Genomic DNA, 14,420 nt, shown 5'->3' with positions numbered 1-14,420 from the left:
TTTGACGCTTTGATTCAATCGGATTCCCGGTCGGCTTCAGTGATAAGCAGCGAGTCGGTCTCTCAAGGAGTGGTGCATGTACAGGAAGTTCGGCGTTGTCATTCTGGCCGCTTTGGCGTGCCAGGTTCAGGCCAAGGTGGACCCCGCCCAGGCAGCACGTCTGGGGGCCGATCTGACCCCATTGGGGGCCGAGCGTGCCGGCAATGCCGCCGGTACCATTCCCGCCTGGACCGGCGGCGTGCAGCCGCCAGCACACTACCAGCCGGGCATGCACCATCCCGATCCGTTTGCCGATGATGCCATGCTGTATCGCGTCGACGGTGCCGATCTGGCCCAGCATCGGGAATTGCTGCCGGCTGGCCTGGCCGATTTGCTGGAGCGAAATCCCGACTACTATCTGCAGGTCTATCCGACCCGGCGTAGCGCCGCAGCGCCGCAGCGCATCTACGATGCCACGCGGGCCAACGCCGAACGTGCCGAGCTGATCTCCAACGGCAATGGTGTCTCCGGCGCCGTGGCGGGCATCCCTTTCCCGATTCCGCAGGGTGGCATGGAAGTCATCTGGAACCACATCCTGCACTACAAGGGCGAGCAGACCCGCTTCATCAACAATCAGGCAGTGGTGATCAATGGTCGCAGCAACCTGATCAAACGTGACCGCTATATTTACTATGTCTACAACCGCGAGGGTATGACCCTTGAGGAAATGGACAACACCCTGCTGTACTACCGCTATCAGGTGACGGCGCCGGCCAAACTGTCCGGTACTTCGCTGGTGGTGCAGGACCCGCTGGATCAGGTGTTGACCACGCGCCGTGCCTGGCGCTACAGCCCGAGTGACCGCCGCGTCCGGCGCCTGCCGTCGCTGGCCTACGATTCGGTGCAGCCGGATACCAGTGGTCTGGCCACCGCCGATGTGGTGGATTCCTACAACGGCGCGCCGGATCGTTATGAGTGGTCATTGGTTGGCAAGCAGGAAATGCTGGTGCCCTACAACAGCTACGCCGTGCATCAGCAGGGCATCGATTACGACCGCATCGTGCTGCCCAAGACCTTGAATCCCGAGCTGCTGCGCTACGAGCTGCACCGGGTCTGGGTAGTGGAGGCCAACCTGCGGACCGGCTATTCCCATCCCTATCACACGCGGCGTTTCTATGTGGACGAGGACAGCTGGCAGATCCTGGCGGTGGACCTGCGTGATGACAAGGGCGAGCTGGTCGGGCTGCAGGAAAGCCACCCGATCAGCTACTACGAGCTGCCGATGTTCAACAGCACCCTGGAAACGCTCTACTACCTGAAGACCGGTAATTACTTCGTCGACGGCCTGGACAACAACGAGCCGATGTACGATTTCAACTACGAGATGTCTCCCCGGGACTTCTCGCCCCAGGCGCTGCGCCGCGCCGGCAACTGACACCACTCGATGAGCCGCTCCCAGCGGCTCATCATTTTTGCGCTGGGTACTGCTGCTGTTTCAGCAGCCTGGCCAGGTGCACGCAGTTTTGTGCCAGCACGCGGGTGGTCTGCACCACCTTGTCCGGTGTCGCTGGCAGATCCTTGAAATCGATCGAACCCATGGCCTCGCCAACCCAGTAGGTACAGCTATTGGCGGGCAGAGTGAAACCGACGTCATTCAGCCCCTGATAGACCTGCGCCACGATGTGATGAGCACCGTCCTCGTTGCCCACCACGGCGACGCCGGCGACCTTGCCATAGGACAGCATGCGGCCCTGATCATCGGTTTCGCTGAGCAGGGCATCCAGTCGTTCCAGCACCCGCTGACACAGGCTGGACGGATGGCCGAGCCAGACTGGTGTGCCCAGGATGAGGATATCGGCGGCCAGCATCTTCTGGCGAATCATCGGCCAGTCATCGCCGTCGCCTTCATCCGAGGTGACGCCGGGTTTGATGTTGTAATCGACGACTCGCAGCAACTCGCCTTGCGCGCCCTGCTCCTGCAGCGCGGCGAGGGTCTGCTTGAGCAGCAGGTCGCAGGAAGAGTCGGCAGGGGAGGGTTTCAGGGTGCAGTTCAGGGCTAGGGCGGTGAGTGACATCAGGTCTCTCCGAACGATGGCTTCAGAGAATTGGTCCTGGCAGTCGCGCTATTGGTTCAGGCTGTTTTACCTGCCTGCTTAGTCCTTGCCGCCGCGCCAGCGCTCACTGACAGCGCTGAGCCAGGCCGGGTCGAGACGTTCCTGCTCTGGCGTCAACCCATGCGCCAGCATGCGCTCGCGATGCTCGTCGACCTGCCGGACCATATCGCTGAGAGCACTGGTGTTGCCATCCAGCCGGTACATCTGCGTCACCCCGAGATGATAGAACCGCAGCACCCGCATGGCGGTAGGATCGTTGGCGGCGACGCCGGCTTCGACCTGATGCATGATGTTGGTCACTTTCATCAGGTTGCGCTTGAGCCGAAAGCCATAGACCGCCGACGCCATCCAGGGTTGTTGCCAGCAATAGAAACGCACGATGGCGATGGCCAGCAGCAGGCCGGCAAGCACGCCGCCCAGGTTCCAGCGGAAGTTATTACCACCGGGCGTGCCGAACAGGGCGATGGACAGGGTCGCCATGCCAACGCACGATACTGCCAGCAGGGCGACGATGATCAGTGTGCTGCGGCGTGTCTGTTCGCGGTAACGTTCCGGGTCCATCGGTTGTATCTCGAACATGGCGGCACTCACAGTTTGCTTTTGAGGGGCACGTTGATGACGATCGGCTCGGTGACCAGGCAGCAGCAGGGCAGGATCTCGTCGCGTTTGACAAAGGCCAGCGGTGGTTTGGGATAGACCACGCTGCCAACCTTGAGTTTGATCCGGCAGGCGCCGCAGTAGCCACTGCGGCACTGATACTCGACATGGTGACCGGTACGTTCCAGCCCTTCGAGCAGGGTTTCTCCTTCCGCCAGTTCGAACAGGGTATCCCGGGTAATCACCTGCACTGCTTTACAGCTCGAACTCGCCGAGATCTTCCAGGGATACTTCAGAGTCGATCTGACCGACCAGGTAGGAACTGACCTCCACTTCCTGCGGCGCGACCTGGACGTTGTCCGACACCAGCCAGGCGTTGATCCAGGGAATCGGATTCTGATTGGCGCCCGGGAAGATCGGCTCCAGTCCCACCGCACTCATGCGCAGATTGGTGATGTATTCCACGTACTGGCTGAGAATGCTGTAGTTCAGGCCGATCATGGAGCCGTCCTTGAACAGGTACTCGGCCCACTGCTTCTCCTGCTCGGCGGCATGGCGGAATATCTCGATACTCTGTTCATGGCAGGCCCGGGCCACCTCGGCCATCTGCGGGTCGTCATCACCTTCCTGCATGATGTTGATGATGTGCTGGGTGCCCGTCAGATGCAGCGCCTCGTCACGGGCGATCAGCCGGATGATCTTGGCATTGCCCTCCATCAACCGGCGTTCGGCGAAGGCGAAGGAGCAGGCGAAGCTGACATAGAAGCGGATCGCCTCCAGCACGTTCACCGACATCATGCACAGGTACAGCTTCTTCTTCAGCTCGAACAGGTCGATAGTGATAGTTTCACCATTGAGCTGATGCGTGCCCTCACCGAACTGGTTGTACAGGTTGGCGTACTGGATCAGCTCATCGTAATAGGTGGAAATATCGCCGGCCCGCTCGATGATGTGGCGGTTGCGCACGATATCGTCGAACACCACCGCTGGATCGTTGACGATATTACGGATGATATGGGTGTAGGACCGGCTGTGGATGGTCTCGGAAAACGACCAGGTCTCGATCCAGGTTTCCAGCTCGGGGATGGACACCAGCGGTAGAAAGGCCACGTTCGGGCTGCGTCCCTGGATCGAATCCAGCAGCGTCTGGTATTTCAGGTTGCCGAGGAATATGTGCTTTTCATGATCCGGCAGGTTGCGGAAATCGATGCGATCCTGGGATACGTCCACTTCCTCGGGGCGCCAGAAGAACGACAGCTGCTTCTCGATCAGCTTCTCGAAAATCGGGTACTTCTGCTGATCATAGCGCGCCACGTTGACCGGCTGGCCGAAGAACATCGGCTCGCCCATCTGGTTATTGTCGGCCTGGGAAAAAGTGCTGTATTTCATTTTCATGGTCATATCTCAGATCTTGCACGCGCCGCCAGCGCAATCGTCGGCCATATCGCTCTGGGCGTCGTCGGCGCCGTCGCGGGTGTTCTGATAATACAGAGTCTTGAGACCGAATTTGTAGGCCGTCAGCAGGTCCTTGAGCAACTGCCGCATCGGCACGCGACCACCATCGAAGCGCTGCGGATCGTAGTTGGTATTGGCCGAGATCGCCTGGTCGACGAATTTCTGCATGATGCCGACCAGTTGCAGGTAGCCGTCGTTGCTCGGCATTTGCCACAGCAGTTCATAGGCGCCCTTGAGTTCCTCGTAGTCCGGCACTACCTGCTTGAGGATGCCGTCCTTGGACTGCTTGACGGTGACCAGGCCGCGCGGCGGCTCGATGCCGTTGGTGGCGTTGGAGATCTGGCTGGAGGTCTCCGACGGCATCAGTGAGGACAGGGTCGAGTTGCGCAGGCCGTGGGCGACGATATCCGCGCGCAGTGCTTCCCAGTCCAGGTGCAGAGGCTCGGAGCAGACCGCATCCAGCTCCTTCTTGTAGGTGTCGATCGGCAGTACGCCCTTGGCATAGGTGGTTTCATCGAAACCGGAGCAAGCGCCGCGCTCACGAGCCAGCTGGTTGGAGGCCTTGAGCAGGTAGTACTGGATGGCCTCGAAGGTCCGGTGGGTCAGATTGTTGCCCGAGCCGTCGGAATACTTCGCGCCATTTTTTGCCAGGTAGTTGGCAAAGTTGATTACGCCGATGCCGAGGGTGCGACGCTTCATGGAAGCCTTGCGCGCCGCTTCGATCGGGTAGTCCTGGTAATCAAGCAGCGAATCCAGTGCACGTACCGCCAGGTCGGCCAGTTCTTCCAGCTCGTCGAGGCTGTTGATCGCGCCCAGGTTCAATGCCGACAGGGTGCACAGGGCAATTTCGCCGCTGTCATCGTTCATGTCATTCAGCGGGCTGGTCGGCAGAGCGATTTCCAGGCACAGGTTGGACTGGCGCACCGGCGCGACCTTCGGATCGAAGGGGCTGTGGGTGTTGCAGTGGTCAACGTTCTGGATATAGATACGGCCGGTGCTGGAGCGCTCCTGCATCATCAGCGAGAACAGCTCGACCGCCGGCATGCTGCGCTTGCGAATCGCCGGGTCCTGCTCGTATTTCTCGTACAGGCGCTCGAACTCGTCCTGATCGGCGAAGAACGCCTCGTACAGGCCGGGCACTTCATGGGGGGAGAACAGGGTAATATTGCCGTTCTTGATCAGGCGCTGATACAGGGTGCGGTTGATCTGCACGCCGTAATCCATATGCCGTACGCGGTTTTCCTCCACGCCACGGTTGTTCTTCAGTACCAGCAGCGACTCCACTTCCAGGTGCCACAGTGGGTAGAACAGGGTAGCGGCACCGCCGCGCACGCCGCCCTGGGAGCAGGATTTGACCGCCGCCTGGAACAGCTTGAAGAACGGGATACAGCCGGTGTGCTGGGCCTCGCCGCCACGGATCGGGCTGCCCACGGCGCGGATGCGACCGGCGTTGATGCCGATGCCGGCGCGCAGCGAGACGTATTTTACGATCGCCGAGGTGGTGGCGTTGATCGAGTCCAGGCTGTCACCGCACTCGATCAGCACGCAGGAGCTGAACTGCCGCGACGGTGAACGCACGCCGGACATGATCGGCGTCGGCAGGGAAATCTTGAACAGCGAGATGGCGTCATAGAAGCGCTTGATGTAACCCAGCCGCGTGTCCTGCGGGTAGTCGGCGAACAGACACATGCCGATCAGCATGTAGAGCATCTGCGGGCTTTCATAGACCCGGCGGCTGACCCGGTCCTGGATCAGGTACTTGCCTTCCAGCTGCTTGACCGCTGCGTAGGAGAAGTTCAGGTCGCGGCTGTGGTCGATATAGTCATTGAGGGTGTCGAACTCGTCGCGGCTGTAGTCGCGCAGGATATGCTGATCGTAGCGATTCATCTCGGTCAGCGTGGTGACATGGTCGAACAGGTGTGGCGGTTCGAACTGACCATAGGCTATCTTGCGCAGATGGAAGATCGCCAGGCGGGCGGCCATGTACTGATAATCCGGTGTGTCCTGGGAAATCAGATCGGCGGCGGCCTTGATGATGGTTTCGTGAATGTCCTGGCTGCGGATGCCATCATACAGCTGGATCTGGGATTTCAGCTCCACCTGGGAAACCGATACATTGTCCAGGCCCTCGGCGGCCCAATCGAGCACTCGGTGGATTTTGTCCAGATTGATGGATTCCTGGCGGCCGTTGCGTTTGGTTACCTTGAGGGACTGGAAATCGGTCATGTGCAAATCCTGGGACATTGAGGCTTGAATATACGGTGATTTCATTGTATGGGTGAAATCACTATATGTAGTGATATGGGTTGGAATGAACGCAATATAGAGTGTGAAATGGCTGGGGTCAAATTGAAAAACATGAAAAATCAGCTTGAGTTTTTTGAAATACCCAGTCCCTGTGTCGGTGTCTGCGAAGTCAACAGCAAGGGCTTCTGCAAGGGCTGCTTCCGCTCGCGGGATGAGCGCCTGTATTGGCTGGAATTATCCACCGAGCAGAAACGACAGGTGGTACGTCTGTGCCAGTCGCGCAAGGCAAGAGTATTGCGGGCCAGACAGGAGGCCGCCGCCCAGCGGGATGCGGCGGGCGATGACCCGGTACAGTCCGGTCTGTTCTGAATAATGGAAAGCGGGGCGACTTTGCCGCCCCGCCGTCGATCACTCGACGAGCAGGCTCTGTTCAACGGGCCGCATTCAGTACGGGCAGATCAGTGGTGTTCGCGGGTGGCGTTGAACCGGATTTCCGGCCAGCGCTCCTCGGTCAGGCTGAGGTTCACCCGGGTCGGTGCCAGATAGGTCAGGTGCCCGCCGCCGTCCACGGCCAGGTTGTCCGTGGCCTTGCTGCTGAATTCCGCGAGCTTCTTCTTGTCGGTGGACTCGATCCAGCGGGCCGACCAGACGTTGATCGGCTCATACATGCATTCCACCTTGTATTCTTCTTTCAGGCGGCTGGCCACCACATCGAACTGCAGCACACCGACGGCGCCGAGGATGATGTCGTTGTTGCGCTCGGGGAAGAACACCTGGGTCGCGCCTTCCTCGGCCAACTCCTGCAGGCCCTGGCGCAGCTGCTTGGACTTGAGCGGGTCCTTCAGGCGCACGCGGCGGAACAGTTCCGGCGCGAAGTGCGGAATGCCGGTAAAGCTGACGTTCTCGCCGGCGGTGAAGGTGTCCCCGATCTGGATGGTGCCGTGGTTGTGCAGGCCGATGATATCGCCGCCCCAGGCTTCCTCCAGGCGTTCCCGGTCGCTGGAGAAGAAGGTCAGGGCGTCGGCGATCTTGATGTCCTTGCCGATCCGCACATGGCGCATCTTCATGCCTTGCTCGTACTTGCCCGAGCACACGCGCATGAAGGCGATGCGGTCGCGGTGGCGCGGGTCCATGTTCGCCTGGATCTTGAAGACGAAACCGCTGAAGGTTTCCTCGGTGGGCTTGACCTCACGCTCCTGGCTCATGCGCGGCAGTGGTGCTGGCGCCCAGTCGACAAAGGCATCCAGCACATGGCTGACGCCGAAGTTGCCCAGCGCGGTACCGAAGAACACGGGGGTCAACTTGCCCGCCATGAATTCCTCCGGATCGAATTCGTGGCACGCGCCTTGGACCAGTTCCAGTTCTTCCACGAAGTTGTCATACATATCACCGAGCAGGGCGCGGGCTTCGTCGCTGTCCAGACCCTGGATGATCTTGTCCTCGGTACGTTCGTGGCCATGGCCGGGGGTGTAGACATGGATGCGATCGTTGGCCAAGTGGTAGACGCCCTTGAACTCCCGATAGCAGCCGATCGGCCAGGTGATGGGGGCGGCCTTGATGCTGAGCACCTCTTCGATCTCGTCGAGCAGTTCGATCGGGTCGCGGATATCCCGGTCGAGCTTGTTGACGAAGCTGATGATGGGCGTGTCGCGCAGGCGGCAGACGTTCATCAGGGCGATGGTACGGGGCTCCACGCCCTTACCGCCGTCGATCATCATCAGGGCACTGTCCACGGCGGTCAGGGTACGGTAGGTGTCTTCCGAGAAGTCCTCGTGGCCGGGGGTATCGAGCAGGTTGATCATATGGTCCCGGTAGGGGAACTGCATGACCGAGGTGGTAATGGAGATGCCACGCTGCTGCTCCATCGCCATCCAGTCCGAGGTTGCATGCCGGTCGGACTTGCGCGACTTGACCGTGCCGGCCACCTCGATCGCCTTGCCCATCAGCAGCAAGCGTTCGGTAATGGTGGTCTTACCCGCATCGGGGTGGGAAATAATGGCAAAGGTGCGGCGCTTGGCGACTTCTTTCTCGATATTGGACATGTTGCCTGTTCGGTTCGTGCTGGGGCGGGGAGGCGGCGGCGTGCCGGTCGGCTCCGGGCGAGGGTCATGGGATCGGCGCATATTGTGGCCGATTAGTCGGAGCAAGACAAAATTTAAATCCGCCATGGCCTCGCCGCGGAATCAGTTCACACCGTCAGATACCGCTGGATCAGTTCGTCATCCAGCGTCGCCATCGGTCCGGTTGCCACCGCGCGCCCGCGCTCCATGATGAAGAAATCATCGGCGGCGCGGCGCGCGAAGGGCAATTTCTGCTCCACCAGCAACACGGTCAAACCCAGTTCGCTATTCAGCTTGCGGATCACATCGCTGATGTCGCGGACAATATTCGGCTGGATGCCTTCGGTCGGCTCGTCGAGGATCAGCAGCTTGGGGTCGAGCACCAGCGCACGGCCGATGGCCAACTGTTGCTGCTGGCCGCCAGAGAGATCACCGCCGCGGCGATGCTTCATTTCCCTGAGCACCGGGAACAGTTGGTAGATCTGTTCCGGAATCTGCCTGGCCCGGTCGGGGCGGGCGCCGAGGGATATCTTCAGGTTTTCCTCGACGCTCAGCAGCGGGAATATCTCGCGGCCCTGGGGCACGTAGCCGATGCCGGCGCGGGCGCGGTTCTCGGTGCTCAGGCGAGTGATGTCCTGGCCATTGAACAGGATCTGCCCGTCCTTTACCGGCAACAGGCCGGTGATGCATTTGAGCAGCGTGGTCTTGCCGACGCCGTTGCGGCCCAGCAGGCAGCCGCAGGTGCCTTCCTTCAGTTCCAGGTCCAGATCCCAGAGGATATGGCTCTGGTTGTAGAACTGGTTGATGCCTTGAATGCTCAGCACGATGTCACTCCCCCAGATAGACTTCGATGACCCGCGGGTCGTTCTGTACCTGATCCATGCTGCCCTCGGCCAGCACCGAACCCTGATGCAGTACGGTGACTTTGCGCGCGATGGAGCGCACGAAAGCCATGTCGTGCTCGACCACGATCACCGAATGCCGGCCAGCCAGCGAGGTCAGCAGTCGGGCGGTGTGCTCGACTTCCTCGCCAGTCATGCCAGCCACCGGTTCGTCGACCAGCAGCACCCGCGGGTTCTGCACCAGCAGCATGCCGATTTCCAGCCACTGCTTCTGGCCATGGGACAGGGCGCCTGCGTCCTGGTGTGCTTGCGGGGTCAGACCGATCAGCGTCAGTACCTCATCGAGGCGGTCGCGCTGCTCTGCGCTCAGGTCGTCGTTCAGGGTGTACCAGACATGCTTGTCCGAAGCCGTGGCCAGCTCCAGGTTCTCGAATACCGACAGCGCTTCGAAGATAGTTGGCTTCTGGAACTTGCGGCCGATGCCGCCCCGGGCGATCTCATGCTCGGGCAGCTTCAGCAGATCGATGCGCTGGCCGAAGTACACGCTGCCGGTATCCGGCCGGGTCTTGCCGGTGATCACATCCATCATGGTGGTCTTGCCGGCGCCGTTGGGGCCGATGATGCACCGCAGCTCACCGTCGTCGATATATAGGTTGAGGTTATTTAACGCTTTGAAGCCATCGAAGCTGACGCTGACATCCTCGACATAGAGAATCGGGCCGTGACTGGTATCCACCGCCTTGCCGAATTCCGGCTTGGGGAGCATGAAGTCGAAGATCTGGTCGCGGCGCCAGGTTTCCCGCAGGCGATCGAGTGGGTTCATGACTTGTCTCCCTTGCGGCGTACATGGCCGAGCAGGCCGACTATTCCTTTTGGCAGCACCAGCGTCACCAGCACGAACAGGGCGCCGAGGATGAACAGCCAGGTTTCCGGCGAGAAGGTGGTGAAGAAGGTCTTGGCGTAGTTCACCGAGAAAGCGCCGACGATGGCACCGAACAGGGTGCCGCGCCCGCCGGTGGCGACCCACACGACCATCTCGATGGAGTTCAGCGGTGAGAATTCGCCGGGATTGATAATGCCTACCTGCGGTACATAGAGGGCGCCGGCAATAGCCGCCAGCATCGACGAGAAGACGAACAGCCAGAGTTTGTAGGATTCCACCTGGTAGCCGCAGAAGCGGGTGCGGCTTTCGGCGTCGCGGATCGAGACGATCACCCGGCCCATGCGCGAGGTGACGATATAGCGGCAGGCGAGGTAGCCGAGCACAAGGGCAATGGCCGAGGCGACGAACAGGCCGACACGGGTGGTCTTGGCAGCCAGGTCGAAGCCAAGGATTTCCTTGAAGTCATTGAGGCCGTTATTGCCGCCAAAGCCCATCTCGTTGCGGAAAAACGCCAGCATCAGCGCATAGGTCAGGGCCTGGGTGATGATCGCGAAATACACCCCGGTCACCCGCGAGCGAAACGCCAGCCAGCCGAACACCAGGGCCAGCAACCCAGGCACCAGCAGGATCATCAGTAGGGAAAACCAGAACATGTCGAAGCCCTGCCAGTACCAGGGCAGCGACTCCCAGTTGAGCACCACCATGAAATCCATCAGTTCCGGGTGGCCGTATACGCCCCGATCGCCAATCTGGCGCATCAGGTACATGCCCATGCCATAGCCGCCGAGGCTGAAGAAGGCGCCGTGGCCGAGCGAGAGAATTCCGCAGTAGCCCCAGATCAGGTCCACCGACAGGGCCAGCAGGGCGAAGCAGAGAAACTTGCCGAGCAGCGCCACGGTGAAGTTGGACACGTAGAACGGTGAGCTGGTGGGCACCACCAGATTGAGGATCGGCACCAGGATGGCAGTGAGGACGACCAGTCCGAGCACCACCATGCCGCCGCGATCACTGAGTAATAGACGTTGGGTTAGCATACTTCCCTCTCGATATCATTGGCTGTGGATGGCAGGCGAGCCTCAGTCCGCCGCCGCCCGCCCTTTCTGTGGGAAGAGTCCCTTGGGCTTCTTCTGGATGAACAGGATCAGCATGATCAGCACCAGTACCTTGGCCAGCATGGCGCCAGCATAGGGCTCCAGGAAATTGTTGATCAGCCCCAGGCTCATGGCGCTGACCAGGGTGCCCCAGAGGTTGCCGACGCCGCCGAACACCACCACCATGAAAGAGTCGATGATGTAGGCCTGACCGAGGTTGGGGCCGACGTTGGTGAGCTGCGACAGCGCGACCCCGGCGACCCCGGCGATGCCGGAACCGAGGCCGAAGGTCAGTGCATCGACCCAGCTGGAACGCACTCCAACGGCGCGCGCCATGGCGCGGTTCTGCGAGACGGCGCGGACCTTCAGGCCGAGCGCGGTGCGTTTCATCACCAGCATCAGGGCGAAGAACACCAGCAAGCCGAAGATCAGGATGTACAGCCGGGTATAGGTGATCGATAGCACCGGGTTGATGGTTAGCGTGCCGCTGATCCACTCGGGTGAACTCACCGAGCGGTTGAGCGGGCTGAACAGGCTGCGCACCGCCTGTTGCAGCACCAGGCTGAGACCGAAGGTGGCCAGCAGGGTTTCCAGCGGCCGTCCATAGAGGAAGCGGATCACCCCGCGCTCGATGGCGATGCCGACCAGGGCAGTGATCAAAAAAGCCGCGGGAATGGCGATCAGCAGGCTCCACTCGATCAGGTTGGGAAATAGCACTTGCACGCCCCAGGTGGTGTAGGCGCCGATCATGATCAACTCGCCATGGGCCATGTTAATCACGCCCATCACGCCAAAGGTGATGGCCAGTCCGATCGCCGCCAGCAGTAGTACCGAGCCGAGGCTGAGGCCGAAGAACAGGTTTTCTACGAAGCGGTAGAAACCGATGCGTCCCTGAATGGACTCGATGGCCTCCGCTGCGGCGGCGCGCAGCTCGGGATCGGCGTCATTCGCGGCAATCCCGCGCAGGGCGTTGCGCGCTTCCTGCTCCAGCGAGCCGCTGAGCTCATTGATGGCGGCCTGGCGAATACCGCTGTCGGCCGATTGCAGCCGGTACACCGCCAGTGCGGTAGTGATCGCACCCTGCACTCGATCGGACTCTTCAAGCTCCTGATGCGCGTGCAGCAGCGCAGCGGTGTCGGCATTGACGCCATCACGAATAAAGCGCTGCACGGCGGCGTAGCGCTTGTCGGTATCGGAGTGGTTGAGGTGCAGCTGCGCCACCTGGCCGCGCAGCTGGGTGCGCAGGTTGTTGTTGACCGGAATCCGGCGCAAGCCGGTGCTATCGCTCAGCGCGGTACCGGTCAGTGCATCGGTCAGCTGTTCGCCGCTGCGTATGGCAATGGTGGGCGGGGTATCCTTGTCGGCCAGCAGCTCACCGGCCAGCAGGGCATTGAAAATGTCGGCCAGGCGTTCGTCGCGCTGGTTGGACAGCTGGTTGATGGTGGCGGTGCGGTCGCGCAGGCTACCGCCAGGCAGTTGTTGGACCAGTTGCTCGAAGCTCGGCTGCGCGGCAGGCACGGCACCCGTCCGGGCTTCGGCGGGGGCCGCGGGGGATTGCGCGCTGGCGTGCAGGGGCAGGGCGCTGAAGCACATCAGCCAGAGCAGCACGGCGTGCAGGGTATGCCGGGGTGTGAAGCGGCAAGGAGGGTTCATAGCGGCGGTCCTGGTATGGTTCGGAGTAATCAAACGCAGCGGCGATGGGCTGCTGCTGCGGATTCCGCTGGCGATAGTGCCGCCAGCGGTTCGGTCTGCTGGTTACTCGGGCTGGGCGCCCAGGCAGGTTTTGCTGGCGGTGTTGTAGTTGCCGCAGTTGATCGGTGCGGTCCAATCGGCTTCCAGGTTCTTGCTGCCTTCCAGGTAGTCGGACCAGGCATCGCCGGGCACCAGTTCATCTGTGCTCGACACGGTGAGGAACTGGCCGTCGTTCTGGATTTCACCGATCAGCACCGGCTTGGTGATATGGTGGTTGGGCAGCATCTTGCTGACACCACCGGTCAGGTTCGGCACTTCCACGCCAACCAGGGCGTCGATCACCTTGTCGCTGTCGGTGGTGCCAGCCGCTTCGACTGCTTTTACCCACATGTTGAAACCGATGTAATGGGCTTCCATTGGGTCGTTGGTGACGCGCTCGGTGTCGCCGATGAAATCGTGCCAGGTCTTGATAAAGGCGGCGTTCTCCGGGGTTTCCTCGCTCATGAAATAGTTCCAGGCGGCCATGTGGCCGACCAGCGGAGCGGTGTCGATACCGGACAGCTCCTCTTCACCGACCGAGAAGGCGATCACCGGGATGTCTTCGGCGGACACGCCCTGATTACCCAGTTCGCGGTAGAAGGGGACGTTGGCGTCACCGTTGATGGTGGATACCACGGCGGTCTTCTTGCCGGTGCTGCCGAAGCGCTTGATCTCGGCGACGATGTTCTGCCAGTCGGCATGACCGAACGGGGTGTAGTTGATCAGGATGTCTTCGTCGGCCACGCCATTGGCTTTCAGGTAGGCTTCAAGGATGCGGTTGGTGGTGCGTGGATAAACGTAGTCGGTGCCGGCCAGTACCCAGCGCTCGATCTCCAGTTCATCCTTCAGATAGTCGACGGCCGGGATCGCCTGCTGGTTCGGCGCGGCGCCGGTGTAGAATACGTTGCGCGAGGATTCTTCGCCCTCGTACTGCACCGGGTAGAACAGGATGCCGTTGAGTTCCTCGATGACCGGCAGTACCGCCTTGCGTGATACCGAGGTCCAGCAGCCGAAAATTGCATCGACCTGATGCTGCTCAAGCAGATCACGGGTGCGTTCGGCGAACAGCGGCCAGTTGGAGGCGGGATCGACCACCACGGGCTCCAGTTTCTTGCCGAGCAGACCGCCTTTCTTGTTCTGCTCTTCGATCAGCATCAGCATGGTATCTTTCAGGGTGGTTTCCGAAATTGCCATGGTGCCGGACAGCGAATGCAGTACGCCGACCTTGATGGTGTCCGCCTGCGCCGCCAGAGCGGTCAGGGCCATGCTACAGGCAACGCCGAGCGCCCCGGCCTGTTTGACCATTTTCTTCAGTTTCATGTGTCCATCTCCATTGTCGTGATCGTGTCCAACAGCTGTGAAAATCGATTTCGAACAGCGGGTGCAGCACTCCGGGCCCGGTCGTCCTGCGCCGGGCCTTC

The 14,420-nt window shown here is 60.9% G+C and carries 13 protein-coding genes; 2 read left to right on the top strand and 11 right to left on the bottom strand.

The genetic code is table 11. The features are described 5' to 3' along the window. Positions 1–76: 76 nt before the first annotated feature. Positions 77–1,414: a DUF1329 domain-containing protein gene (locus tag QAO71_RS13825; protein ID WP_036989298.1), complete on the top strand. Its 1,338-nt coding sequence runs from the start codon at positions 77–79 to the stop codon at positions 1,412–1,414. Between the two features lie 31 nt (positions 1,415–1,445). Here the strand turns inward: QAO71_RS13825 and QAO71_RS13820 are convergent, their stop codons facing one another. The 5 genes from QAO71_RS13820 to nrdA all read right to left on the bottom strand — a co-directional run bounded on the left by QAO71_RS13820 (position 1,446) and on the right by nrdA (position 6,371). After that, positions 1,446–2,054, bottom strand: coding sequence for a flavodoxin family protein (locus QAO71_RS13820; RefSeq protein ID WP_036989299.1), 609 nt, complete (start codon positions 2,052–2,054; stop codon positions 1,446–1,448). 78 nt (positions 2,055–2,132) lie between these two features. After that, entirely contained in the window at positions 2,133–2,672 is a 540-nt protein-coding gene (locus QAO71_RS13815) for a DUF3087 domain-containing protein (RefSeq protein ID WP_036990201.1), read from the bottom strand. An 8-nt stretch (positions 2,673–2,680) separates the two neighbouring features. After that, positions 2,681–2,935, bottom strand: a complete 255-nt coding sequence (gene yfaE, locus QAO71_RS13810) for a class I ribonucleotide reductase maintenance protein YfaE (RefSeq protein ID WP_268873966.1) — start codon at positions 2,933–2,935, stop codon at positions 2,681–2,683. A gap of 10 nt (positions 2,936–2,945) precedes the next feature. Beyond that, positions 2,946–4,091, bottom strand: coding sequence for a class Ia ribonucleoside-diphosphate reductase subunit beta (gene nrdB / locus QAO71_RS13805; RefSeq protein ID WP_177173371.1), 1,146 nt, complete (start codon positions 4,089–4,091; stop codon positions 2,946–2,948). A gap of 3 nt (positions 4,092–4,094) precedes the next feature. Continuing rightward, positions 4,095–6,371 carry a class 1a ribonucleoside-diphosphate reductase subunit alpha gene (gene nrdA / locus QAO71_RS13800; protein WP_036990205.1) on the bottom strand — a complete coding sequence of 759 codons (2,277 nt, stop codon included), beginning with the start codon at positions 6,369–6,371 and terminating at the stop codon, positions 4,095–4,097. Between the two features lie 132 nt (positions 6,372–6,503). Here nrdA and QAO71_RS13795 point away from each other — a divergent pair, with 132 nt between their 5' ends. Beyond that, a complete protein-coding gene (locus QAO71_RS13795) occupies positions 6,504–6,761 on the top strand; it encodes a DUF1289 domain-containing protein (protein WP_036989302.1) in 258 nt (85 codons plus the stop codon). Between the two features lie 89 nt (positions 6,762–6,850). On the opposite strand, the gene QAO71_RS13790 is transcribed toward QAO71_RS13795, so the two are convergent. From QAO71_RS13790 to urtA, 6 genes are all read right to left on the bottom strand, one after another. Further along, positions 6,851–8,434 (bottom strand): peptide chain release factor 3, encoded by a 1,584-nt coding sequence (locus QAO71_RS13790; RefSeq protein WP_036989303.1) that lies wholly within the window; start codon positions 8,432–8,434, stop codon positions 6,851–6,853. Between the two features lie 146 nt (positions 8,435–8,580). Then, positions 8,581–9,276, bottom strand: a complete 696-nt coding sequence (gene urtE, locus QAO71_RS13785) for an urea ABC transporter ATP-binding subunit UrtE (protein WP_036989304.1) — start codon at positions 9,274–9,276, stop codon at positions 8,581–8,583. Positions 9,277–9,280: 4 nt separating this feature from the next. Then, positions 9,281–10,060 (bottom strand): urea ABC transporter ATP-binding protein UrtD, encoded by a 780-nt coding sequence (urtD, locus tag QAO71_RS13780; protein ID WP_036990207.1) that lies wholly within the window; start codon positions 10,058–10,060, stop codon positions 9,281–9,283. 53 nt (positions 10,061–10,113) lie between these two features. Further along, entirely contained in the window at positions 10,114–11,172 is a 1,059-nt protein-coding gene (gene urtC / locus QAO71_RS13775; protein ID WP_328586259.1) for an urea ABC transporter permease subunit UrtC, read from the bottom strand. Positions 11,173–11,253: 81 nt separating this feature from the next. After that, a complete protein-coding gene (gene urtB, locus QAO71_RS13770) occupies positions 11,254–12,921 on the bottom strand; it encodes an urea ABC transporter permease subunit UrtB (RefSeq protein WP_074777693.1) in 1,668 nt (555 codons plus the stop codon). Between the two features lie 102 nt (positions 12,922–13,023). Then, complete coding sequence (gene urtA / locus QAO71_RS13765) at positions 13,024–14,265, bottom strand: urea ABC transporter substrate-binding protein (RefSeq protein WP_235818240.1); 1,242 nt, start codon at positions 14,263–14,265, stop codon at positions 13,024–13,026. Positions 14,266–14,420 lie beyond the last annotated feature (155 nt).

The sequence above is a fragment of the Halopseudomonas sp. SMJS2 genome, assembly GCF_029866945.1.
In the GTDB taxonomy this organism is placed as follows: Bacteria; Pseudomonadota; Gammaproteobacteria; order Pseudomonadales; family Pseudomonadaceae; genus Halopseudomonas; species Halopseudomonas bauzanensis.
This window is presented reverse-complemented; position numbering and strand designations above follow the sequence as displayed.